Raw genomic sequence first — 22,155 nt, forward strand, 5'->3', positions numbered from 1 at the left:
AAGACCTACTGTGGGCCGGGTGAGTGAATGGACCCGCAGTGCCCCCCAGCAGCCCGAGCCGCACCTGCCGTCCGCGCCCTCGACCCAGCCTGATTTCACCGCGCCCCAGCAGACCTGGCCTGGTCACGCGTCGAGCCCCGCGGGCTTCGCGTCGACCACCCCGGGTGGCCAGCAGGTGCCCCAGGACCCTGCGCAGTACCCCGGTGCCGGGTATCCCAGCCCGCAGTTCTCCGCCCCCCAGCAGGAGCCCTACCAGGTGCAGGCCCAGCCGCTGGCTTCGGATCCGGTCTCCCGCACCCGGCCGCGTCCCCAGCTGGCCGTGGTCACCTGGACCATCATCGCGCTGTGCGTGGCCACCTGGCTGGGGGAGCTGATGCTGCCCGGCTTCTACGAGCAGGTGGCCCTGAGCCCCGCGCTGGGCGAGCACGAGCCGTGGCGCTTCATCACCTCCGCCTTCGCGCACTCCCGCTTCGGCATCACCCACATCGCCTTCAACATGCTGGCGCTCTACTCGGTGGGTCGCAGCCTGGAACTCTCGTTGGGACGGGCGCGTTTCGCGGCGCTCTACCTGGTCAGCGCCCTGGCCGGGGGAGTGGGCTTCGTGCTGCTGGCCTTCCCGGGCTCGGCCACCAACCCGCTGGGCGTGAACTGGAGCACGGGCGTGGTGGGTGCTTCGGGCGCGGTCTTCGGGCTGTTCGGCGCCATGGTGGTGCTCTACCGCCATGCCGGCGTCTCGATGCAGTCGCTGGGGATCGTGCTGGCGCTGAACGCCCTGATCTCCTTCACGGTGCCCGGCATCGCCTGGCAGAGCCACCTGGGTGGCTTCCTGGCGGGTCTGGTCACCGGCTGGCTGATGCTGAGCAGCACCAAGGCCACCTGGCGAGGCAAGCCCGACCGGACCTGGCTGTGGGTGGCTGCGGTGACCGCTGCACTCGTGCTGATGCTGGTGGTCAAGTACGTCGTCAGCTGATCCCTGACCCTGACTCCTGGAGCCCCGGCCTGGTGCCGGGGCTCCGTGCTGTCCGCGGGTGCGCACGGAGCGTGAAGCTGAAGACGCCCTGAACATAAAACGGTTTAGCATGGAGTACGTCTATGACTTCTTGCATAGTCGAAGGGTCGGCGGAGGAATCCGCGGGCGGCACTGGTCGCAGGCGTCATCCCCCGAGGCGTGGCCGACCAGCGCCGCGGGTGCATGCCGCGTTCGCCCTAAGCGGCATGGGTCCGGCTGACTGCAGCGCCATCCCCCGAGGCGCGAAGGGTCGGCACCACAGCCCAGGGCCGGAGCCGTGCTCCGGCCCTGGGGTCGTTGTGGGCTGGGTGCGCGTGGTCCGTCCACGAACCTGTTTGAAAGCTGAATAGTCTGACGGACGGCTGAACAGAGCGCCCGGTGAATTCCCCGTGAACGCATTCCCGTGGCAGGGGGAGTCGAGCCATCGCACCAATTCCTGCGACTGCCACAACTGGATTTCGGCTCCGCACAGGCTCCCCCCGAGGTCGCCGCGGCACCGAGCTGGACGCCACACTCCCCCCGAGGTGGGGCGTCCACCCCTCCCGCGAGGCGGGGCCACATCCCCCCGAGGCGGCCCCCTTGGCGGGGAGAAAGAAGGGCCGAAGATTCGTCTTCGGCCCTTCTTGCGTGTCCGCGCGGCCACCGCGCCACGGGGAAATAAGGTGCGCATCATGGGGCTGAGGCTTGTCGGCTGGGGGCTGGTGGCGGTGCTGGTGGACCTGCGCCTCAATGGCTTTGACGTCCTCCCCGACGTGGTGGGCTGGGGCCTGGTCCTGGCTGGGCTGTGGGCCCTGGCGTCGTTGGCGGTCGATTTCGCCCGCGCTCGGCTGGCCGCTCTGCTGGGGCTGGTGGCCGCGGGGATCGAACTCGGCCTGTTCTTCAGCGAAGGACGCTACCCGGTGGCGGAGTCGCTGGCCGGGGTCGTCGTCACCACCTGCACCCTGGCCTGCGGCTGGTTCCTGCTGCACGGGGTGGCGCGACGGGCCCGGGCGGTGGCCCCGGGTGCGGTGGAGCGGTCGTTGGTGCTGGCGCACCGGTTGCTGGCAGTCTTCGGTCTTCTGCTGGCCGGCGAGATGGTGGGACTGGTGATCGCGATGACCGGGCGCGAGCTGAACCTCACACTGAGCGGGCCGGGTGCCCTGGTGGTGGTCTTCGTGGGGATCGTGCTGCTGGTGGTGGCCGTCCAGCTGGTGCTCTTCTGCTTCGCGCATGCCGACGAGCCGTGGCTGGCAGCCTGAGCCGGGGGGCGTCCTGCTGCTGGCACCCGTGCCCCAGCGCGGCTCAGGCCCTGACGACGGCGTCGGCGCGCTCGCGGGTGCTGGAGGCCAGGCGGGCGTTGTGGCCGTCGGTGCCCTGGGTGGCGCGCAGCAGCGCCTGCTCGCGATCGCGGCCGTAGCGGATGTGGCGTGCCACCAGGCGCTCGAGGCGGACCTCCTCACCCGGGTCGGCGAACCAGACCTCGTCGCACAGCTCGCGCACCCGGTGCCAGGGCGGTGAGTCGACCAGGAGGTAGTTGCCCTCCGTGATGACCAGGCGCGTGGCGGGGCTGACCTCGACAGCGCCGGCGATGGCGTCCTCCACCTCACGCCGGAACTCCGGCGCCCAGACGGTCTCGTCGCCCTGCTCGCGGATCCGTTGCAGCAGGGCGATGTAGCCGTGCGCGTCGAAGGTGTCGATGGCGCCCTTGCGCCCCACCTGGCCGCGCGCCATGAGCGTCGAGTGGGCCAGGTGGAAGCCATCCATGCCCACCACCACGCTCCCGGGGATCGCGCTGACCAGCGCCGACGAGAGGTGCGACTTGCCCGCTCCCGGCGCCCCGGCGATCCCGAGGATGACACGGCCGGGGCGATGGTTCAGCAGCTGCCGGGCTCGCTCGATGGCCTGGTCGGCGGTGAGGGTGGTCATGGACGACGAGTCTGCCGCAGCAGCGGGCTCTCCAGCTCCGGGGCCACCACCTCGGGATCGGGGAAGTTCACGTCGACATGGGTCTGGCCCTGTTCTGGTCCGGACATCGGGTACTTCTGCTGCAGGTGCGCGAGCAGCGCGGCGGGCGTGCGAATCCCTTCGTCGCGCAGGACGTCGATGATGTCGCGGCCGGTGATGAAGACCACGGGGTGGCCGTCCTCGCGGACCTCTCGGTAGGCCTGGTCGTTGATGAAGGAGGTCGTGACGAAGACCCCGAAGTCGCGGTGCTTGATGCGTGAGATGAGGCGAGCGACCTCGCGCACGCCCACCGAATTGCTGAACGGGGCGTAGCACTTCGCCTCCAGGGCGAAGGAGATGGCGACGGGATCGCTCTTGGGTCCCACCATGTAGGCCCCCACGGCATCACGACCGCCGTCGCGGCTCGGCCGGGTGATGTCCACCTGGCCCACGTGGTCGTCCGATGCGAGCCAGGTGTCCACCGCGAAGTTCTCGAACTGGTGCGGGTCGGGTGAGAAGTGCGCATGGATCATGCCCAGCAGTTCGCGATCTGCCTCCCGGGCCGGCAGTTGCTCGGCCCTGCTCCGTACATTGAGTGTCCGAGGTGCTTCCAGGGGCTCGTAGATGCGCCCCTTGACCCAGCGATTCCAGGGTGCCGGGCATCCTGCTCCCAACGGCCTACCGGCCAGCACCTCGTTGATCCAGGCGCGCGGCAGTTGGTCCACCTTGAGCACTGTGAAATGGCTGCGGTAGTTCTGGAATCGGTGCTCCTGGGTGGTCCGCCAGACCGCGACCAGTTCCTCTTCAGGGGACAGGCGGGGCGAGCCGGGAGCCAGCAGGCCACGAAATCGGACATCGCGTCCGTTGCCGGTCTTTTCGAAGAGCAGGATCGGGGGGACCCGCAGACGGCTCTCGGGGCCCTCTTGTGACCACGCGAAGATGTCGCGCAGCAGCGCATTTCCGGCTCTTCGCGTGTCGTGGAGCGCGCGGCCGGGGCTGCGGTTGTCCCCGTAATAGGTGAAGTCACCGGTCACCGGATCCAGGAAGTCCGGCCAGTCCGTCTCCCTGCCGGAGGTGTAGAGCACCACGAGCCGCACCGACTGCTGCAGCGGGCTGCCGGCATAACGAAATCCGCCCTGGTTTCCGACCGGGAGCAGTTTCGCGAGAGGATCATCCCCGGCATTGCCTCGGCTGCCGCCGGAATAGGTCGCCTCCAGGACGAGGTCGGCGTCGCCCAGTGCGTCGAAGGGCACGGCTCGGATCTCGGGGCGCGGGGTCATGGTTCCCAGGGTGGCACGAGGCAGGCACATTCCCAGGGAGGCGAGGAAGTCGGGTGAACAAGTTAACGTCTCGGCTGATAAGACCAATTATCACCATGTGAGACTCGGGGCGTAGCGTCGAAGGGTTCTCTTCCACGACCCGGAGACCTTCCATGACACAGACCCTTGAGCGCGACGAGCGGGCCCCGCTGGCCCCGTCGCAGGAACCCACCAATTCGAAGGCGCGGATCATCATCTCCTCGCTGGTGGGCACCTCGATCGAGTTCTACGACTTCTACGTCTACGCCACCGCCGCCATCTCGGTCTTCCCGCTGCTCTTCTTCACCGCCAAGACCGACACCGGCGCCCTGCTCGCCTCGCTCGCCACCTTCGGCGTGGCCTTCGTCGCCCGCCCGATCGGCTCCATCCTGTTCGGCCACTTCGGTGACCGCACCGGTCGCAAGGCCACCCTGCTGGCCTCGCTGCTCACCATGGGTATCGCCACCGTCCTGATCGGACTGCTGCCCACCCACGCCCAGATCGGCATGTGGGCGCCCGCCATGCTCGCCGTGCTGCGCTTCTGCCAGGGCCTCGGCCTGGGTGGTGAGTGGTCCGGCGCCTCGCTGCTGGCCGGCGAGAACTCCCGCCCCGGCCACCGCGGCTTCGACTCGATGTGGCCCCAGCTGGGCGCCCCGATCGGCTTCCTGCTGGCCAACGGCTTCATGATGCTGATCTCGATCGCGCTCGGCTACGACTCCACCAAGCCCGACACCTCCCACGACTTCCTGGTCTGGGGCTGGCGCATCCCCTTCATCGCCAGCCTGGTGATCGTGCTGGTGGGCATGTACGTGCGCTTCAAGCTCGAGGAGACCCCCTCGTTCAAGAAGACCGTCGAGGCCGGCGAGGTGGTCAAGTCCCCGCTCGCCGAGACCTTCCGCACCTCCTGGGTCGAGGTGATCCGCGGCACCTTCGTGATGCTGTGCACCTACACGCTGTTCTACCTGATGACCACCTGGATCCTGTCCTATGCCATCGGCAAGACCAGCTCCGGCTACCTGGGCATCAACTACCGCACCTTCCTGGGCCTGCAGCTGATCGCCATCCTGGCCTTCGCCGCCATGACCCCGGTCTCCGGCTGGCTCGGCGACAAGTACGGCCGCAAGCCCTTCCTGGCCACCGTGACCGCCGCCATCGCCCTGTTCGGCCTGAGCTTCCAGCTCTTCCTCTCGCCCGCGCGGATGGGCACCGGCAAGGACGCCAACCTGGGCCTGATGCTCGCCTTCCTGCTGGTGGGCATGGCGCTGATGGGCCTCACCTTCGGCATCCAGTCGGCCCTGCTGCCCGAGCTCTTCCCGACCAATGTGCGCTACACCGGTTCGGCCATCGCCTACAACGTGGCCTCGATCCTGGGTGCGGCCGTCGCGCCCTTCATCGCCGCCTGGCTGGCCGCCAACCACGGCGTCGGCAGCGTGGGCTACTACCTGGTCTCCATGGCTGCGCTCACCCTGGTGGCCGTGCTCACCATGCATGAGACCCGCGACGTCGACCTGGACCTCGTCGGTCGCTGAGCCGAACCCTCGCCGGACTGGCGGTCACCCCTCGGGGTGGCCGCCAGTTCTGCGTCGGGAAGACCAACGTCCCGCGATCAACCCGAGCGGGGAGAGCAGGGCGCAGACCAGGGCCGTGACGGCTGCTCTGCCCACCGTCTGGACCCAGCCCAGGTGGAGGGTGAAGTACAGGAAGGGCACCATCGCGACGAAGGTCAGCACGCCGACGCCCAGCACCTGGTACAGGGCCTCGCGCCGCGAGATGATGGGTCCGTCGTCCGTAGTCATGAAGAGCACGACAGGTCAAGCCAGCGCCACGCCTGCGCTGCGCTGATCGTGGGCGAGGGTGACCGGCTCAGCGGGCGACTGAGAGGGCGGCCTTGTACTGGTTCAGGAAGGCGGTGCAGCGGTAGCGGGGCACCAGGCTCATGCCGGTGTGGTTCGGGCGCCCGTAGCGGCAGTTGACGACGCTCTCGGCCAGGCGCTCGCGCGGCGAGGCCTTCCAGCGCGAGAGCGAGCCGGTGTAGTACCAGGCGTCGTTGAAGGCGTAGTAGTTGCCGCTGGTGCGGATCCCCAGGTAGCGGTACAGCGCGGCGCGCTGGGCCGGGGTGGTGCGGTACTCCACCTGGTGGGTCATCTCGTGCAGGGTGGCCTTCGAGGCGCTGGTGGTGCTGGTGCTGCGGGCGTAGTGCACGGTGATGGTGCGGGTGGCCTGCGAGGAGGTGCCCGAGACGCCGTGGCGCAGGTCCTGCTTGCACACCCGACGGGTGGGCAGACGGGAGAAGTTGTAGCCCGCCACCGTGGTGGCGCGGATGGCGGCGCACTGGGAGCCGGCGGCCTGGGCGTCGCTGGGGGCTGCGATGAAGCTGCCGCAGGCGAGAGCGGCGGCCAGGGTGGCGCGGACGAGCGTGGAGGTCATCGGGGGAGGTCCTTCGTCGATCTGGGGGATGGGTGCAGCTGTGTCCCCGACCGACCGGACCTTGGCCCGGCGCGCTCCGAACCCGCGAAGCTGCTCAAACGTACGACATGGAACGATGTGCTCCCGGCGCCTCCTTTCCCAACGGTGGCAGGGGTGTGGGGCGATCGTGCATGGTCTGACAAGGCGTGACGCGCGAGTCTCAAGTGGCTTGAGCCCGCCGCACGTGGGCAGGCACTGCTAAAACGCTTCAGCGAGCTTTCAGGGAGGCGGCCCGCGGTGGCTCACGGCGCTGGCGCCGAACCCTGAAAATCGCGCCCTCGATGGCCAGAATCGCCGGAATCGGGCCACGAACCGGATCGGCGTCGCGGACTTCAGGGTTGGACAGATGACCTCGAAGGATGGCGCTCCGCGACTGTGGCGGATCAGGCCCGTCAGGGGAGCGGAAGCGCGGCCGGTTCGCCGAGCCGGCGCCCGTCGACCACGACGGTGGCCAGCTCACACGGGCGGTTGGCGCTCCAGTGCGCGGCCTCCTGCTCGGCCCAGGTCTCCCACCAGGGCGCAAATCCCTCGCCGTCGCGCGCCAGCGCGCGACGCTTGCGCTCCTCCACGTCCAGCTCCACCCAGATGCTCAGCTGCGCCAGCAAGGCCGACGAGCGCGTCAGGGCGCCACAGCCCTCCACGACCAGTGGCAGCCGCGGGTCCAGCGGCACCCAGGCGCCCGGCCGGTCGTGCTCCCAGTCCCAGCGGCGGTAGCCGGGGGAGCGAGGCCGCAGCACGTCGCGCAGCACCATCAGGCTGCCGGCGCTCAGCCCGTTCCAGCCCGGATAGCAGTCGTCCAGGCTGACCAGCTGCACCGGTTGGCCGCACAGCTCGCTCCAGACCGGCTGCAGCCGACGGGCCAACGTCGTCTTGCCGGAGCCGGAGCCGCCGTCCACCAGGACGGTGCGCAGTCGGTTCACGACCACACCATCCACAACGTGCCCCAGTGCCAGGCCGCCCCGAAGGCCAGGGCGCCGATCGCCAAGCAGACCAGCAGGCCCAGCGCATCGGCCCGTCCTACCCGGGACTCGCGCGCCCAGGTGCGCGCTACCGGAGAGCCGAAGCCCTTGGCCTCCATCGCCGTGGCCAGTTTGGCGCCACGACGCAGCGCCAGCACCAGCAGGCTGAAGGCCATCAGCGCCCAGCGCCGCATCCGGCCCTCGTCGCCCAGCCCGCGGGCGCGGCGTGCCTGGCCCAGGGTGCGCCAGTCGGCGGTGAACAGGCCCAACGTGCGGAAGCCGGCCAGGCTTCCCAGGACGAAACGCGAGGGCAGGTGCAGCACCTGGGCCAGCCCATCGGCCATCCGGGTGCCGTCCACGTCGGCCAGCATCGCCATCGCCGGGATGGCCAGGGCGAAGACGCGGATGAACAGCGCCAGTGCCAGCCACAGCGAGTGGTCGCTGATGGTCGCCGGTCCCCAGTGCCACCAGGTGCGTCCGCCCACCTCGCCGTAGAGAGCCATGCTCACCGAGCCCAACGGGGCCACCAGCAGCAGTGGGGCCAGGCGCTTGGCGAAGCGCACCATGTCCACCCGGCACAGGGCCAGCACCACGAGTTCGGCCACCAGCGCCACCAGGGCGCTCAACCAGTCCAGGGTGATGATCAGCGGGATGCTCAGCACCACCGCCAGCAGCACGCGCGCGGCCGGGTTCAGGGCATCCAGGGCGGTGCGTCGGCGGCTCATGCGCCCACCACCTGCTCCGACTCGGCCGGCGAGAGCCGGATGTGGTGCTGCGCCAGGGCATCGATGAAGTCCGTGTCGTGGGTGACGCTCACCACGGCGCAGCCGGAGCTGACCATGCTGCGCACCAGTTCCACCATGTCCAGCCAGGTGTTGCGGTCCTGCCCGAAGGTGGGCTCGTCCAGCACGATCACGCGGGGGGCCGTGGCCAGGACGGTGCCGACGCTCAGCCGTCGCTTCTCGCCACCGGACAGCGTGAAGGGATTGGCGCCGGCCACCTGCCGCAGGTGCAGCAGCGCCAGCAGTTCGTCGACGCGCATGGTGATCCGCTCCGGGGTCCAGCTCGCGTCGTCGCGGGCCAGCGCCTGCAGCCCGACGGCCAGCTCCTCGCGGACGGTGGCGGCCACGAACTGGTGCTCGGGCTCCTGGAAGACGGTGCCGATCCGGGTGAGCAGGTCCCGCGAGGGCCAGTCGTGCGGATCGTCGCGCCGGACCTGACGACGGCGACGCAGCCAACCCGTCCGAACCTCGCCGGCCGGCCACAGGCTCTCGTCGGCCACCACCCGGCCCGCCAGCGGCTCCAGCAGGCCGGCCATCGTCAGCGCCAGCGTCGACTTCCCGGCCCCGTTGGGGCCGGTGACCATGGTGGAGCAGGCCGCTGGTACCTGCACCTCGAGCCCCGACTGCACCGGCCGTCCCGCCTCGTGGCCCACCACCAGCTCGTGGGTGGACAGCAGCGCCGGACCTGCCGGTGCGACGGCTGGCAGCTCCCGATCGGGCAGCGGCACGCCCGGCACCCAGACCCCGGCCGCCAGCAGGGCCTCGCGGTGCTCGGCGAAGACCAGCTGGGGAGGCCCGTCGGCCAGCAGGCCACCGCCCGGGGCCAGCACCACCACCCGGTCCACCAGGTCCGCCCACAGCTCGACGCGGTGCTCCACCACCACCAGCGTGGTGCCCTGCTCGCGCACCACCCGGTCGACGACGGCGCGCACCTCGCGCGAACCCTCGGGGTCGAGGTTGGCGGTGGGCTCGTCCAGCAGCAGCACCTCGGCCTGCATCGCCAGCGCGCCGGCGATGGCCAGTCGCTGCTTCTGTCCGCCGGACAGCGCGGTGGTGGGACGGTCGAGCGAGACCTCGAGGCCCACGGCCTGCAGCGCGGCCGTCACGCGGGGCCAGATCTGTTCGCGCGGCACCCCGAGGTTCTCGCAGCCGAAGGCGACGTCATCGCCCACGCGCTCCAGCACCACCTGGCTCTCCGGGTCCTGCATCACCAGCCCGACATGCCCGTGGCGACGGCTGGGATGCGCACCGCCCACCAGCAGGCGGCCTTCCTCGTCGCCGTCGTCCACACCGCCGAGCACCCCGGCCAGGGCATGCATCAGCGTCGACTTGCCGGCCCCGGAGGCACCCAGCAACAGCACGCGCTCCCCGGAGGCGATCCGGAAGCTGGCATCCCGAACTGCCCAGCGGCTGCGGCCGGCATGGCGCCAGCCCCAGCCCTCGGCGACGATGTCCAAGATCAGACCTCGGTGCGGGCCTCGCGGCCCGAGGCGAAGCGCGAGAGCGCACCGGTGGCGGCCAGCGCCCGGGTCACGAACCAGGCCAGCGCTCCGGCCAGTACGGCGCCCGAGACCGCCAGGCAGGCCAGATAGGTGATGTTGAAGGTGGCGCTCATGGCGTGGTTGCCCAGGATGTACTCGTTGATGAAGGCGCCCAGCGCGGCACCGATGCCGGACAGCACGGCGACGCCCAGGTTCCAGCGACGGTAGGCGAACAGGGCGAAGACGATCTCTGCACCGAGGCCCTGTGCCAGGCCGGAGTAGAGGGTGGTCATGCCCCACTTGTTGCCGAGCACCATCGAGACCAGCGCCGCCAGCAGCTCCACCAGCAGGGCGGCGCCGGGCTTGCGGATCACCAGGCCGCCCAGCGGGCCGCCCAGCAGCCAGATGCCGGCGATCAGGCCGGCCAGGCCGGGCAGCACCGCGTCGAGCGGCCCCCAGAGGTTGGCCAGGCTGTTGTTGTAGGCGAAGAAGACCAGGCCGACGGCGACGCCCAGCACCGCCGCCACCACGATGTCCACCACGCGCCAGCCGCGCCCGGTGACGGGACGGGTCTGGTCGAACTGCTCGTTGCTCATGTCTGTGCCCTTTCGATCGTTGGGCACGGGTGGCAGCCACGACGACTGCCGGAAGAGGCCTCCCTGCGCTGGCATGACCCAGATCAGGTTCGACGGTCGAAGGTGCGGAACCTTCCTCTCAGCCCGGCGCATCCGGGCTCCCGTGTTCGTCGACAGGCTAGCAGGCGGCCCGCGCGGGCACCCCGGCGCCGGCCTTGCGCCACCAGCCCACGCCCAGGGTCACCAGCCACGCCGAACAGGCCAGCAGGGAGGTGCGCTGCAGCAGGCCCATCAGCCCGGCGTCCACGCCAGGGAGGGTGACCACCACGGTGCCCAGCGTCATGACTCCCCACAGCGCGGCCAGCAGGTGCAGCAGCCAGGCCTGTGCGCAGCGACGGTGGCGCCAGAGCAGCACCAGCGCCGCGGCCAGGAAGCACAGGCCCGCGGCGACGCTGCTGCCCTGGTGCACCAGGTGGGTCCACGGCACGTGCCCCGCGGCATCGCGCGCGGCGCAGGCGGCGTCATGGGTGGGGGTGCAGCTCATCGGGAAGATCGAGTCGACGAAGGTGGACAGCCCGAACAGGCCCAGGCAGGCGAGCAGCAGGCGGTGGGTGCGCTCCGGCACGGTGAGGCGGCGACGCCACGAGACCTGGCCGGCCGACGGGGTGCTCGGCTCGCGCAGCAGGATGCTGCCCACCAGGGCGGCTGTCATCAACAGGCCCCCGGAGACCGTGTCACCGCTGCGGAAGAGCCAGGCGTGCGGCTGGCCCTCGGCGCCCAGCTCGCTGACATAGGAGCTGAGCGGGTCGAGCCCGGTGGGCAGCAGCAGCTCGACCAGCCAGGTCGAGTAGACCAGGCCGGCGGTCACCAGCAGGGCCCCGGTGGGGCGACGCGCGTCCATGCCTCGACGCTAGGTGTCCGACGGGTCAGCCACATCGGCCCCAGGGACCGGATCGACGCGGGAGCCTCCTACCCCGGGAGGGGTTGGTGCTGCTGCGGCCTGCCGCAGCCCTGCCGAACCCGCCTCACAGCACCAGGAGTCCCTCGCGCTCGCGCACCAGCTCGTCGGTCAGCAGGCCGGCGAGGCTGCGCTCGGCCTGCTCGCGGTCGGCCCAGGCGTCCAGGGCCAGCTCGACGCGGACGCCGTCGGGGTTCTGGCGCACCAGGTCCAGGATCACGCCGCGGCACTGGCGGTCGGTGCCGTGCCAGGCCTGGCCCTTGCGGGGCGGTCCGTCATGGCGCGGGTAGCCGGCCGCCCGCCAGGCGCAGAGCTCGGCCACCGGGCAGTCCCCGCAGCGCGGCGAGCGGGCGGTGCAGACCAGCGCTCCCAACTCCATCGAGGCCGCCGCCCAGGCTGCCGCCTCGGCGGGTGCCTCGGGCAGCCAGGCCTCCGCCTCGCGCCACTCCTGGGCCGTGGCCGAGACCGGTGGGAACTCCCGTCCGTGCTCCACCCGCACCAGCAGCCGCCGGATGTTGGTGTCCAGCACGACGGCGCGGCCCCCGAAGGCGAAGGAGTGGATCGCGGCGGCCGTGTACTGGCCCACGCCCGGCAGGGCCCGCAGCTGGTCCAGCTCGCGCGGCACCTGCCCGTCGTGCAGCTCGGAGATGGTGCGGGCTGCGCGGTGCAGCCGTTGCGCGCGACGCGGGTAGCCCAGCCGGCCCCAGGCCGCCACCGCGGCTCCGGGTTCCTCGGCGGCCAGGTCGTCGGGCTCGGGCCAGCGATCCATCCACTCCTGCCACGGCCCCAGCACCCGGCTGACGGGGGTCTGCTGCAGCATGAACTCGCTCACCACGACGCCCCAGGGCGTGCTGCGGCGCCAGGGCAGGTCACGGCGATGGCGTGAGAACCACTCCACCACCCGTTGTCTGACCAGCTCGCGGTCCAGCGCGTCGTCCTTCGGCACCGCGCCAGCCTAGTCCGAGCGGTGGACACGCCGGGCGTGGGCGGGCGTCCAGCGCCGCCCCCGGTCCTAGGCTCAGACCATGAACTCGGTGATCCACCCCGCAGGCCCCGAGCCGGAGACCACGTACTGGGTCCGACGAGCGCTCGCCATCCTCGCCGCCCTGGTGGCACTGAGCCTGATCTGGTGGGTGCTCTCCAGCCTGTTCGGGGGCGGCGACGACGACCAGATCACCGCGGTTCCGCAGAACCCCTCCTCGCTGGCCACCCCGGGGGCGCCTGCCACACCGAGCGCCTCCGTCCAGCCGTCCGGCTCCCCTGCCGCCTCCGGCTCCGCGGCTCCCTCCGGCTCCCCAGCTCCCTCCGGCTCCGCGGCGACCTCAGCCAGCGGTTCGGCCAGCCCGACGGCGAGCGTCTCGGCCACGGCGAGCGGTTCGGCCAGCGCCAAGCCCTCCAGCACGCCGAAGCCCACCCCCAGCGCCCCGGTGAACTGCGCTGCGGCCGATCTGAAGGTGGAGCTCTCCGGTGCCGCGGCCGTCACCATCGGCAAGCCCACCACGATCACGGTGAAGACCACCAACAGCTCGGCGAACGCCTGCACCATCGCCCTGGCCGAGACGCCGCTCTCGCTGGCCATCACCTCGGGCGTGGACCCGATCTGGTCCAGCGACCACTGCGCCAAGTGGGCGCCCAGCGGCAACAAGCTGCTGAAGCCGGGCCAGGCCTGGAACTGGCAGTACAGCTGGGCCACCAAGCGCTCCCGCGCCGAGTGCGTGCTGCGGCCCGACGTCCTCAAGGCCGGCACCTACCGCGCCACCGCCTCCTACAAGGGCGGCCAGGCCGACACCCTGGTGATGAACCTGCGCAACTGAACGGGTGGGCCGGCCTCCCTCCGGAGGTCGGTCACCGACGCGTCACCAGCAGCGGGCCAGCGGCGCACCGGGGCACGGCCACCTGTCTCGTCGACGAGTCAGCCCGGCCCGGTCGGACCGTCGAGTCGATGACCGGCTCAGTCCACCCGGTCGGAGTAGGCGGACTCGGCCACCCGGGCCAGGCCCTCCCGCACCAGGCGGGCCCGCCCCTCGCCGATCCCGTCGACCTCCATCAGGTCCGAGGTCTTCGCGCCGAAGAGTGCCTGCAGCGAGCCGAAGTGCTCCACGACGCGGCGGCCCAGCATGGACGGGATCCGGTCCAGGTGGGCGATCTGGCGATGGCCGCGCGGGCTGATCCGGGTCTCCAGGTGGTGGTCGTCGGGGAAGCCCATGGTGCGGGCCACCACCAGGTTCTCCAGCAGCTCGGTGGAGGTGAGCTGCTCCAGCGCGCCCACCCGGAAGGTGGCCTCGTCGGTCTGCTCGGGGCGGTAGTCGAGCTCCAGCAGGGTGGCCAGGTCGTCGACGCCCTGGGTCAGCTCGTAGAGCTGCATCTGCAGCAGGCGGCCGTCGACGCCGAGCGCGGCCACATAGGCGCGCAGCTCGCTCTCCAGCCGCCGGATCATCTCGATGCGCTGCGCGACCTTGGTGACGTCCTTGACGCTGACCTGGTCGTGCACCTCCAGGGTGGACAGTGACCGGGTGTGCTCGCCCAGCCGCTCCCGGTAGCGGGTCATGGTGGCCAGGGCCTGGTTGGCCCGGGAGAGGATCTGCTCGGACTGCTCGATCTGGTGGCGCTGCCCGTCCAGGAAGAGCGCGATGGTGCTCATCGAGGCGGAGACCGTGACCACCGGGATGCCGGTCTGCTGAGCGATCCGGTCCGCCGTGCGGTGCCGGGTGCCGGTCTCGACGGTGGGGATGGTGCCGTCGGGCACGAAGTGGACGCCGGCCGCGAGGATCCGCTCGAAGTCGCTGGACAGCACGATGCCGCCGTCCATCTTGGCCAGCTCGCGCAGGGCAGTGGGGGTGAACTGCACGTCCAACCCGAAGCCACCCGTGGACACCCGCTCCACCTTCCTGGTGTTGCCCAGCACCACCAGCGCGCCCGTGCGGCCGTGCAGGATCCGCTCCAACCCCTCGCGCAGCGGCGTGCCGGGCGCGAGCAGGGCCTGGTAGCGACGCAGGCGGGCCTGGCGCTCGGCAGGGGTGATGTCGGGCATGGGGCGATCCTAGCCCGCGGCCGTTCCAGGCCCGTCCTGGCCGCGGGGCTGCCGACGCAGCCCCAGCACTCCCAGGGCCTCGGCCACGCCGGAGACCTCCACCACCTTCAGCCCGCCCAGCCGGGGCACGCGCTGCGTGGTGTCACGCGAATTGGCCGGCACGATGGCCAGCTCGAAGCCCAGCCGTGCGGCCTCCTGCAGGCGCCGCTCCAGGCCGGGGGTGCGTCGCAGGTCTCCTGCCAGGCCCACCTCGCCGACGGCGAGCACCCGCTTGGGGAAGTTCACCCCGAGCTGGGCCGAGGCCACCGCCACGGCGATCGCCAGGTCGGCGCACGGGTCGGTCACCTTGGCGCCGCCCACCGTCGAGACGTAGACGTCCTTGGCGCTCAGCGAGATCCTGGCCTTGGTCTCCAGCACCGCGAGGATCATCGCCACCCGGGCGCCCTCCACACCATTGGTGGTGCGACGCGGGTTCTTCTCGTTGGGGGAGGGGGCGGCCAGCGCCTGGATCTCGGCCAGCAGGGGACGTCGGCCCTCCATGGTCACCGTCACGCAGGTGCCCGGCACCGGCTCGACGTAGTGGTTGGTGAACAGCCCCGACGGGTCCGGCACCTCCACGATGCCCTTCTCGCCCATCTCGAAGCAGCCCACCTCGTCGGCGGGACCGAAGCGGTTCTTGGCGGCCCGCACCATCCGGAAGCCGGAGTGCCGGTCTCCCTCGAAGTTCAGCACCACGTCCACCAGGTGCTCCATGGTGCGGGGGCCGGCGATGTTGCCGTCCTTGGTGACGTGGCCCACGATCACCACCGCCATCCCGCGTCGCTTGGCCACCCGCACCAACGCACCGGTGACCTCGCGCACCTGGGTGACGCCGCCGGGGGAGCCGTCGGCCTCCGCGGTGCCGACGGTCTGCACCGAGTCCAGCACCAGCAGGCTGGGCTCCACCTCCTCGATGTGGCCCAGCACGGTGCCCAGGTCCGTCTCCGCGGCCAGGTAGAGCTCGTCCACCAGCGCCTGGGTGCGGTCGGCGCGCAGCCGCACCTGGGCCGCGGACTCCTCGCCGGTGACGTAGAGGGTGCGCTGCCCGGAGCCGGCCCACTTGGCGGCCACCTCCAGCAGCAGCGTGGACTTGCCCACGCCCGGTTCTCCCGCGAGCAGCACCACGACGCCCGGCACCAGGCCACCGCCCAGCACCCGGTCGAGCTCGCCGATCCCGGTGAGCACCCGGGTGGTGGTGTTGGTGGGCACCTGGTTGATCGGGACCGCCTTGGCCACCGGCACGCTGGAGGCGACGGTGGCCAGCTTGGGGGCGCCGCGTTCGGCCACGCTGCCCCAGGTCTGGCACTCGCCGCACCGGCCGACCCAGCGCACGCTGCTCCAGCCGCACTCGGTGCACACCCACGGGTCCTGCTTCGTCTTCGCCACGTCCTGCACCCTAGAGGGCGGCTGTGACAGTTTTCGCGCGCGACGGCCTGCGCCGGGCGGGAACGGCGACAGGCCACGTCCTCACCGGACGTGGCCTGTCGAGAAGTCCTGGGTGGATCAGATCCGCACGATCCCCTTGGTGGGGGTGTTGAAGACCACCGCGTCGAGCCCCGGCATGCCGTTCGGCGCGTTGAAGGAGAGCTTCACGCCGTCCAGCTCCTCACCGATCGGGATGCCCAGCCAGTCCTCCACGCGCGGCTGCGAGCCGGCGATGTCGATCTCGTCGACGACGATGTCGCCGGTCAGGGCGCTGGGCCGGACCGACTCGTCGGACTCCCACTTCAGGAAGTAGGGCAGCTGCGGGTCGGCCATCAGGCCCTTGATGCCCAGCTGGCGCCACTCCAGCAGGCGACCGTCGGGGAAGTGGCGCGAGCCCTCCACTGCGGTGCGCTCCAGGCGCTGCTCGTAGGGGGCCAGGTCGTCGACCGAGACCACCCAGCCCAGCCAGCCGCCGCCCATCTCGGTGCGGGCGCGCACGGCCTGGCCGAAGACGGCCTTCTCGGAGGCGGGGTGCTCCAGCACCTCCACCACCTCGAGGTAGCGGGCATTGGCCAGCGGCAGGATGTGGTTGCGGGTGCCGAAGCGGGGGTGGAAGCCACCATCCTTGAACTCCGCGCCCAGGAGGTCGCCGAGGCGCTCGACCTCGGCCTTCAGGCCGTCGGGTCCTGCGGCAAAAACGAGATGGTCGACATGCATGCAGACATTCTTGCCTCACGGTGCCCCGATCACGAAACCGGGTCCCCCCTTAGGCTCTTGACAGGCAGGGCGGCAGGCGCCCGACGCCCGGGTGCGGAGCCGGTGCCCGCCCCGCCACTAGGACTTTTCGGGTCGGGGCCCGGACAGTCTCGTCGCCTCATGGACGATCGCCCCGCCCGGCTGGTGGGCCTCGATGAGACGGCACAGCTCCTGGTAGGCGGCCGGGCCCATCAGCTCCACCAGCTCGTCGCGTGCCGACCGGTAGAGCGGCTCGACGCCCACGTGGGCGGTGGGATTGGAGGTGCAGTACCAGTCCAGGTCGGCACCACCCTCGCCCCAGCCCTCCCGGGCGTACTCGCCGATCGTGATCTCCAGCCAGGGCGTGCCGTCGGCATGCTCCATGTGACGGTAGGTACGCCGGATCGGCAGCTGCCAGCAGACGTCGGGCTTGGTCTCGACGTGGCTGATGCCCTCGCGCAGCGCCAGCCCGTGCAGCGCGCAGCCGGCGCCGCCCGCGAAGCCGGGGCGGTTCTGGAAGATGCAGGCACCCTGGTGCACCCGGGTCTTGCGGCCCGGCTCGTCACCCTCGTCGTCGGGGTCGTCCACGGCCCAGCCCAGTTGCCCGGCCTCGAAGTTCTGCCAGGTCTGGGGCGTGAGCCGCGCCACGTGGCCGGCCACCCGTTGCTCGTCGGCCGGTTCGCTGAAGTGGGCGCCCAGCACGCAGCAGCCGTCGTCGGGGCGCTCCGCGTCGATGCCGGGACAGCCGCGGCCCCAGATGCAACTCCAGGCGCTGGTCAGCCAGGTCAGGTCGCAGCGGAAGGTCTGGTCCGGCTCGTCGGGGTCGACGAACTCCACCCAGGTGCGGGGGATGGGACGACGGATCTCCACGTCGACCGGCTGGTGGGCAGGACTCACCGGGGCACCCTATCCGAGCGCCCCGCCTGGCTGACGGAGACCGGGGCCCCGGCTAGGTTTGGTCCGTGGACGCCAACCAGGTCAATGCCGCCCCTGCCGAGAGCACCCGTCCCGTCTGCCCGGCGAAGGTGGGACTGTCGACCAGTTCGGTCTATCCGGAGTCCACCGCCTCGGGCTTCGAGCTGGCCGCCCAGCTCGGCTGGGACGGCGTCGAGGTGATGGTGGGCATCGACCCGCTGGCCGCCGACATCGACCGCGTCGAGGCGCTGCGCGACTACCACCAGGTGCCGGTGATGGCCATCCACGCCCCCTGCCTGCTGGTCACCCAGGGCACCTGGGGCAGCGACCCCTGGGAGAAGCTGGAGCGCTCCGCGGAGGCGGCCACCCGGCTCGGTGCCGATGTCGTGGTGGTGCACCCGCCCTTCCGCTGGCAGGCCAACTACGCCCGCACCTTCGTCGACGGGATCCGGCGGCTCAACGCGGAGACCGGGATCATCTTCGCGGTGGAGAACATGTACCCCTGGCGCACGCCGGGCACCCCCTTCCAGGCCTATGTGCCCAGCTGGGACCCCACCGAGCTGAGCTACGAGCACCTCACCCTGGACCTCTCGCACGCCTCCACCTCGCGGGTGCAGTCGCTGGACTACCTGGAGCAGTGGGGGCCGCGGCTCAAGCACGTGCACATCACCGACGGCAAGGGTTCGCTCAAGGACGAGCACCTGTTCCCCGGCGAGGGCGACCAGCAGGCCTTCGAGCTGATGCGACGCCTGGCCGAGCGCCAGTTCGACGGGCACGTGGTGCTGGAGGTGAACACCCGCAAGGCCGGTTCACGGGCCCGACGCGAGGAACTGCTGGCGCAGTGCCTGGCCGACATCCGCGAGCACCTGGGCCAGGCGCAGCCGGTGGCCGAGCCCGCAGGTGAGCCGCGGTGAGCGCGCTCCGGCACGAGCCTCTGGGGCGCCGGTGAGGACGGGACAGTCCCCGGACGAGCCGCACGTGGGCCCGGACCAGGCCTCGCCCTCGGAGCCACAGGTGCTCGCGGCTGCTGCCCTTCCCGAGCCGGTCGTGACAGCGGACTCGCCCGCGCCAGGCGAGTCGGCTGCGGAGGCCGCGACGGATGCGGCCGCCACGATGGCCGAACCGCTGGCCGTGCCCCGTCCTCGCAGGCCCGTCCCACCGGGGCTGCGACGCCTGCTGCTGGCCGAGTGCGCCGTCGTGCTGGGCGTCAGCCTGGGGCAGTCGGCGATCTACTCGGTGCTGCGGATCATCGAGCGGATGACCCGCCCGGTGGCGCTGAACCAGCAGACCTCCACCATCAACCAGGCGGCGACGCCCGATCGCCCCTGGCTCTCGGCGATCTACCAGCTGGCCGACACCCTGTTCCTCTTCGTGCCCGCCACGCTGGCCCTCTACCTGCTGGCGGCCGTGGCACGCCCCGCCGCGGGGGTGGCAGCGGTGACCGGGCTGGCGCGCAACCGGTGGCGCCCCGACCTGGCCTGGGGCTGCGCCATCTTCGCCGCGATCGGCATCCCCGGCCTGGGCCTCTACCTCGCCGCCCGGGCGCTGGGGCTGAACACCACGGTGCAGGCCGCAGGGCTGGGCGAGCACTGGTGGAGCGTCCCGCTGCTGGTCCTCGCGGCGCTGGGCAATTCGGTGCTGGAGGAGGTGGTGATGATCGGCTACCTGTTCACGCGTTTCCGCCAGATGCGCTTCGCGCCCTGGGTGGTGCTGGTGACCTCTGCGCTGATCCGCGGCAGCTACCACCTCTACCAGGGCTTCGGTGGCTTCCTCGGCAATGCCGTGATGGGCCTGGCCTTCGGCGCCTGGTTCCTGCGCACCCGCCGGCTCTGGCCGCTGGTGGTGGCCCACTTCCTGCTGGACGTGGCCTCCTTCGTCGGCTACGCCCTGCTGGCCGGCCGCCTGTCCTGGCTCTGAACAGGTACGACTCCGCAGCTGATCCGGGTCCCGCAGGAGCCCCGGTGGATCACTGTCACAGTTTGGTGGGGGACTACGCCCACCAAACTGTGACAGTGAGGGTCGTTGGCCTCGCCGGGCTCGACGCAGACCGTCGAGGGGCGGCTGTGCCACGCTGGTGCCATGGCCACCACCGTCCAGATCACCTTCGACTGCGCCGATCCCGAGGCACTGTGCACCTTCTGGTGCCAGGCGCTCGGCTACCGCATCGAGGAGCCGCCCCAGCCCTTCACCAGCTGGCCAGAGGCGCTGGCCGCCTGGGGCGTGCCGGAGCAGGAGTGGGACAGCCGCTCGGCCTGCAGCGATCCGGAGGGAACCGGACCCCGGTTCTTCTTCCAGCGCACCGACACCGCCAAGCCGGCCAAGAACCGGATCCACCTGGACCTGCGGACCGCCGTCGGGATGTCGGGACCGGACCGGATGGCCGCCCTGCAGGCCCGTGCCGAGGAGCTGGTGGCGGTCGGTGCCACGATCCTGCAGCGCGTCGAGCCCGACGGCTTCGACCTGGGCAACATCGTGCTGGCCGATCCGGAGGGCAACGAGTTCTGCCTGGACTGAACCAGCGCTCCCGGGAGCGACCCGGCGAGCACCGGGCCACGTGGACGCCTGCGGGTGCGCCGCACCTCGCCCGATAGGCTGGCAGGCATGCGCGTAGGAGTCTTTGGAGCAACCGGCCAGGTGGGCGGCGTCATGCTGACGCTGCTCGAGGAGCGAAACTTTCCCGTCGACGAGCTGAGGCTGTTCGCCTCCGCCCGCTCCGCCGGGCAGAAGATCGCCTTCAAGGGCCAGCAGATCACCGTCGAGGACACCGAGACCGCCGACTTCTCCGGCCTCGACATCGCCCTGTTCAGCAATGGCGGTTCCACCTCGAAGGTCGTCGCCCCGAAGGTGGCCGCCGCGGGCGCCGTCGTCGTGGACAACTCCTCGGCCTGGCGGCTCGACCCCGAGGTCCCGCTGGTGGTCAGCGAGGTCAACCCCGAGGACGCCAAGAACCCGCCCAAGGGCATCATCGCCAATCCCAACTGCACCACCATGGCCGCCATGCCCGTGCTCAAGCCGCTGCACGATGCCGCGACGCTGAAGCGCCTGGTGGTGGCCACCTACCAGGCCATCTCCGGCTCCGGTGGCGCCGCCGTGGTCAACGCCGAGCGCCAGTTCCGCACCGGCGTGGAGTCCGGCCGGCTCGACGAGCTGCGCCTGGACGGCTCGGTCATCGACTTCGGTGACCCCGCCCCGTACGTCAAGCCGATCGCCTACAACGTGCTGCCGATCGCCGGTAACCTCGTCGACGACGGCACCGGCGAGACCGACGAGGAGCAGAAGCTGCGCAACGAGTCGCGCAAGATCCTGCACATCCCGGACCTGCTGGTGGCCGGCACCTGCGTGCGCGTGCCCGTGCTCAGCGGCCACTCGCTGGTGGTGCACGCCGAGTTCGCCGAGGACATCACCCCGGAGCAGGCTGCCGAGATCCTCACCGACGCCCCCGGCGTCGAGCTGATGGATGTCCCCACCCCGCAGGACGCGGCGGGCAAGGACCCGAGCTATGTCGGACGCATCCGCCGCGACCAGTCGGCTCCCGAGGGCAAGGGCCTGGTGCTCTTCCTGAGCAATGACAACCTGCGCAAGGGGGCCGCCCTGAACGCCGTGCAGGTGGCCGAGGTCGTCGCGCAGAACCTGAAGGGCTGATCGTGCGGATCGTCCTGGTGGGCGTCGGCAAGATGGGCGAGGCGGTGCTCGCCGGCATCGTCTCCGCCCGTGGACCGCAGGACGTGCTGGTGGTGAACCGTCGCAGGGAGCGCGACGAGGAGTTGCGCGAGCGGTATGGCGTCACCCCGGCCGCCCTCGACGAGGCCGCCGCCCGGGCCGACGTGGTGGTGCTGGCCGTCAAGCCCAAGGACATCACCGGTCAGCTCGACGCGATGCGCGAGTCACTGCGCCCCGAGGCCGTGGTGGTGAGCCTGGCCGCCGGGCTGCCGCTCGAGGTGATGCAGCGCCACCTGGCCGAGGGCCAGCCCGTGGTGCGCGTGATGCCCAACACCCCCTCCTTGGTGGGGCAGGGGATGAGCGCGGTCAGCGCCGGGCAGGGCGTGAGCAAGGAGCAGCTGGAGCTGGTCACCGATCTGATGATCACCTGCGGCGAGGTCGTGGTGGTGCCGGAGTCCCAGCAGGACGCCGTCACCGCCGTCTCCGGCTCCGGTCCGGCCTACCTCTTCGCGGTGGCCGAGGCGATGGCGGAGGCCGGCGTGCAGCTCGGCCTGCCGCGTGAGGTCGCCACCCGCCTGGCCAACCAGACCATCAAGGGCGCCGGGGTGATGCTGGTGGAGTCCGGCACCCATCCCAGCATCCTGCGCGAGAACGTCACCTCGCCCGGCGGCACCACGGCGCAGGCGCTCAAGGTGCTCGACGAGCGAGCGGTGCGGGCTGCCTTCTCGGCGGCCATGACCGCCTGCCACGACACCTCCGCGGCCATGGCCCGGGCCCAGCTCGAGCAGGACTGAGCCGCGCCGGCAGGAGACCCCGGGACACAGAACAGGCCCGCCGGTCAGCCGGCGGGCCTGTTGCTGTGGTGCAAGGGTCAGCGGCGAGCCGCGGCCGCCTCGGTG

At 71.2% G+C, this 22,155-nt stretch carries 23 protein-coding genes and 1 riboswitch; of the genes, 9 read left to right on the forward strand and 14 right to left on the reverse strand.

Annotation, left to right across the window (positions count from 1 at the left end; all coding sequences use genetic code 11):
- The first annotated feature begins 19 nt into the window (after positions 1-19).
- Together ABD073_RS06220 and ABD073_RS06225 are read left to right on the forward strand one after the other, a co-directional pair.
- Positions 20-970, forward strand: a complete 951-nt coding sequence (locus ABD073_RS06220) for a rhomboid family intramembrane serine protease (RefSeq protein ID WP_343873076.1) — start codon at positions 20-22, stop codon at positions 968-970.
- Between the two features lie 710 nt (positions 971-1,680).
- Positions 1,681-2,247: a hypothetical protein gene (locus ABD073_RS06225; RefSeq protein WP_343873077.1), complete on the forward strand. Its 567-nt coding sequence runs from the start codon at positions 1,681-1,683 to the stop codon at positions 2,245-2,247.
- Between the two features lie 43 nt (positions 2,248-2,290).
- On the opposite strand, the gene ABD073_RS06230 is transcribed toward ABD073_RS06225, so the two are convergent.
- Both ABD073_RS06230 and ABD073_RS06235 read right to left on the reverse strand, forming a co-directional pair.
- On the reverse strand, positions 2,291-2,914 hold the full coding sequence (locus tag ABD073_RS06230) for a nucleoside/nucleotide kinase family protein (protein ID WP_343873079.1): 624 nt from the start codon (positions 2,912-2,914) through the stop codon (positions 2,291-2,293).
- Positions 2,911-4,212, reverse strand: coding sequence for a restriction endonuclease (locus ABD073_RS06235; RefSeq protein ID WP_343873080.1), 1,302 nt, complete (start codon positions 4,210-4,212; stop codon positions 2,911-2,913). The genes ABD073_RS06230 and ABD073_RS06235 overlap by 4 nt, the downstream gene beginning before the upstream one ends.
- Positions 4,213-4,364: 152 nt before the next feature.
- On the opposite strand from ABD073_RS06235, the gene ABD073_RS06240 reads away from it, so the two are divergent.
- Entirely contained in the window at positions 4,365-5,759 is a 1,395-nt protein-coding gene (locus ABD073_RS06240) for an MFS transporter (protein WP_343873082.1), read from the forward strand.
- A gap of 24 nt (positions 5,760-5,783) precedes the next feature.
- Here the strand turns inward: ABD073_RS06240 and ABD073_RS06245 are convergent, their stop codons facing one another.
- The 8 genes from ABD073_RS06245 to ABD073_RS06280 form a co-directional block, all read right to left on the reverse strand.
- Complete coding sequence (locus tag ABD073_RS06245) at positions 5,784-6,026, reverse strand: hypothetical protein (RefSeq protein WP_343873083.1); 243 nt, start codon at positions 6,024-6,026, stop codon at positions 5,784-5,786.
- A gap of 67 nt (positions 6,027-6,093) precedes the next feature.
- Positions 6,094-6,657, reverse strand: a complete 564-nt coding sequence (locus ABD073_RS06250; protein WP_343873085.1) for a hypothetical protein — start codon at positions 6,655-6,657, stop codon at positions 6,094-6,096.
- A gap of 431 nt (positions 6,658-7,088) precedes the next feature.
- The gene (locus ABD073_RS06255) at positions 7,089-7,616 is read right to left on the reverse strand and encodes a nucleoside/nucleotide kinase family protein (protein ID WP_343873086.1); all 528 of its coding nucleotides are present in this window, start codon (positions 7,614-7,616) and stop codon (positions 7,089-7,091) included.
- A complete protein-coding gene (locus ABD073_RS06260) occupies positions 7,613-8,380 on the reverse strand; it encodes an energy-coupling factor transporter transmembrane component T family protein (RefSeq protein WP_343873087.1) in 768 nt (255 codons plus the stop codon). The genes ABD073_RS06255 and ABD073_RS06260 overlap by 4 nt, the downstream gene beginning before the upstream one ends.
- The gene (locus tag ABD073_RS06265) at positions 8,377-9,894 is read right to left on the reverse strand and encodes an ABC transporter ATP-binding protein (protein ID WP_343873088.1); all 1,518 of its coding nucleotides are present in this window, start codon (positions 9,892-9,894) and stop codon (positions 8,377-8,379) included. Before ABD073_RS06265 ends, ABD073_RS06260 begins: the two co-directional genes overlap by 4 nt.
- Positions 9,895-9,896: 2 nt before the next feature.
- Positions 9,897-10,514 carry an ECF transporter S component gene (locus ABD073_RS06270; RefSeq protein ID WP_343873089.1) on the reverse strand — a complete coding sequence of 206 codons (618 nt, stop codon included), beginning with the start codon at positions 10,512-10,514 and terminating at the stop codon, positions 9,897-9,899.
- A gap of 43 nt (positions 10,515-10,557) precedes the next feature.
- A riboswitch (TPP riboswitch) is annotated at positions 10,558-10,668 on the reverse strand.
- A gap of 3 nt (positions 10,669-10,671) precedes the next feature.
- A complete protein-coding gene (locus ABD073_RS06275) occupies positions 10,672-11,394 on the reverse strand; it encodes a DUF998 domain-containing protein (RefSeq protein WP_343873090.1) in 723 nt (240 codons plus the stop codon).
- A 124-nt stretch (positions 11,395-11,518) separates the two neighbouring features.
- A complete protein-coding gene (locus tag ABD073_RS06280; protein ID WP_386751373.1) occupies positions 11,519-12,397 on the reverse strand; it encodes an HhH-GPD family protein in 879 nt (292 codons plus the stop codon).
- 79 nt (positions 12,398-12,476) lie between these two features.
- Between ABD073_RS06280 and ABD073_RS06285 the strand changes: the two genes are divergently transcribed.
- On the forward strand, positions 12,477-13,265 hold the full coding sequence (locus ABD073_RS06285) for a hypothetical protein (protein ID WP_343873091.1): 789 nt from the start codon (positions 12,477-12,479) through the stop codon (positions 13,263-13,265).
- Positions 13,266-13,402: 137 nt separating this feature from the next.
- Here ABD073_RS06285 and disA read toward each other — a convergent pair whose 3' ends face one another.
- From disA to ABD073_RS06305, 4 genes are all read right to left on the reverse strand, one after another.
- Positions 13,403-14,482: a DNA integrity scanning diadenylate cyclase DisA gene (gene disA / locus ABD073_RS06290; RefSeq protein ID WP_343873092.1), complete on the reverse strand. Its 1,080-nt coding sequence runs from the start codon at positions 14,480-14,482 to the stop codon at positions 13,403-13,405.
- 9 nt (positions 14,483-14,491) lie between these two features.
- The gene (gene radA, locus ABD073_RS06295; protein ID WP_343873093.1) at positions 14,492-15,907 is read right to left on the reverse strand and encodes a DNA repair protein RadA; all 1,416 of its coding nucleotides are present in this window, start codon (positions 15,905-15,907) and stop codon (positions 14,492-14,494) included.
- 117 nt (positions 15,908-16,024) lie between these two features.
- Positions 16,025-16,663, reverse strand: coding sequence for a VOC family protein (locus ABD073_RS06300; protein ID WP_343873094.1), 639 nt, complete (start codon positions 16,661-16,663; stop codon positions 16,025-16,027).
- A 117-nt stretch (positions 16,664-16,780) separates the two neighbouring features.
- Complete coding sequence (locus ABD073_RS06305) at positions 16,781-17,578, reverse strand: DUF3109 family protein (protein ID WP_343873095.1); 798 nt, start codon at positions 17,576-17,578, stop codon at positions 16,781-16,783.
- Between the two features lie 65 nt (positions 17,579-17,643).
- Here ABD073_RS06305 and ABD073_RS06310 point away from each other — a divergent pair, with 65 nt between their 5' ends.
- The 5 genes from ABD073_RS06310 to proC all read left to right on the forward strand — a co-directional run bounded on the left by ABD073_RS06310 (position 17,644) and on the right by proC (position 22,050).
- Positions 17,644-18,510, forward strand: coding sequence for a sugar phosphate isomerase/epimerase family protein (locus ABD073_RS06310; protein WP_343873096.1), 867 nt, complete (start codon positions 17,644-17,646; stop codon positions 18,508-18,510).
- Positions 18,511-18,709: 199 nt separating this feature from the next.
- On the forward strand, positions 18,710-19,513 hold the full coding sequence (locus ABD073_RS06315; protein ID WP_343873098.1) for a CPBP family intramembrane glutamic endopeptidase: 804 nt from the start codon (positions 18,710-18,712) through the stop codon (positions 19,511-19,513).
- 162 nt (positions 19,514-19,675) lie between these two features.
- Positions 19,676-20,110, forward strand: a complete 435-nt coding sequence (locus ABD073_RS06320; protein WP_343873100.1) for a VOC family protein — start codon at positions 19,676-19,678, stop codon at positions 20,108-20,110.
- A gap of 78 nt (positions 20,111-20,188) precedes the next feature.
- Complete coding sequence (locus tag ABD073_RS06325) at positions 20,189-21,238, forward strand: aspartate-semialdehyde dehydrogenase (protein WP_343873156.1); 1,050 nt, start codon at positions 20,189-20,191, stop codon at positions 21,236-21,238.
- A gap of 2 nt (positions 21,239-21,240) precedes the next feature.
- Entirely contained in the window at positions 21,241-22,050 is an 810-nt protein-coding gene (gene proC / locus ABD073_RS06330; protein ID WP_343873102.1) for a pyrroline-5-carboxylate reductase, read from the forward strand.
- Positions 22,051-22,155: the final 105 nt, after the last annotated feature.

Origin of the sequence: Luteococcus peritonei (assembly GCF_039526385.1) — a bacterium.
In the GTDB taxonomy this organism is placed as follows: Bacteria; Actinomycetota; Actinomycetes; order Propionibacteriales; family Propionibacteriaceae; genus Luteococcus; species Luteococcus peritonei.

What these genes read in the sequence shown, in the direction of transcription:
- ABD073_RS06230 (WP_343873079.1), bottom strand. Translation starts at nt 2,914, where the DNA reads ATGACCACCCTCACCGCCGACCAGGCCATCGAGCGAGCCCGGCAGCTG.
- ABD073_RS06240 (WP_343873082.1), top strand. Translation starts at nt 4,365, where the DNA reads ATGACACAGACCCTTGAGCGCGACGAGCGGGCCCCGCTGGCCCCGTCG.
- ABD073_RS06300 (WP_343873094.1), bottom strand. Translation starts at nt 16,663, where the DNA reads ATGCATGTCGACCATCTCGTTTTTGCCGCAGGACCCGACGGCCTGAAG.
- ABD073_RS06320 (WP_343873100.1), top strand. Translation starts at nt 19,676, where the DNA reads ATGGCCACCACCGTCCAGATCACCTTCGACTGCGCCGATCCCGAGGCA.
- disA (WP_343873092.1), bottom strand. Translation starts at nt 14,482, where the DNA reads ATGCCCGACATCACCCCTGCCGAGCGCCAGGCCCGCCTGCGTCGCTAC.
- ABD073_RS06275 (WP_343873090.1), bottom strand. Translation starts at nt 11,394, where the DNA reads ATGGACGCGCGTCGCCCCACCGGGGCCCTGCTGGTGACCGCCGGCCTG.
- ABD073_RS06250 (WP_343873085.1), bottom strand. Translation starts at nt 6,657, where the DNA reads ATGACCTCCACGCTCGTCCGCGCCACCCTGGCCGCCGCTCTCGCCTGC.
- ABD073_RS06285 (WP_343873091.1), top strand. Translation starts at nt 12,477, where the DNA reads ATGAACTCGGTGATCCACCCCGCAGGCCCCGAGCCGGAGACCACGTAC.
- ABD073_RS06270 (WP_343873089.1), bottom strand. Translation starts at nt 10,514, where the DNA reads ATGAGCAACGAGCAGTTCGACCAGACCCGTCCCGTCACCGGGCGCGGC.
- ABD073_RS06245 (WP_343873083.1), bottom strand. Translation starts at nt 6,026, where the DNA reads ATGACTACGGACGACGGACCCATCATCTCGCGGCGCGAGGCCCTGTAC.
- ABD073_RS06315 (WP_343873098.1), top strand. Translation starts at nt 18,710, where the DNA reads ATGGCCGAACCGCTGGCCGTGCCCCGTCCTCGCAGGCCCGTCCCACCG.
- ABD073_RS06225 (WP_343873077.1), top strand. Translation starts at nt 1,681, where the DNA reads ATGGGGCTGAGGCTTGTCGGCTGGGGGCTGGTGGCGGTGCTGGTGGAC.
- ABD073_RS06235 (WP_343873080.1), bottom strand. Translation starts at nt 4,212, where the DNA reads ATGACCCCGCGCCCCGAGATCCGAGCCGTGCCCTTCGACGCACTGGGC.
- ABD073_RS06260 (WP_343873087.1), bottom strand. Translation starts at nt 8,380, where the DNA reads ATGAGCCGCCGACGCACCGCCCTGGATGCCCTGAACCCGGCCGCGCGC.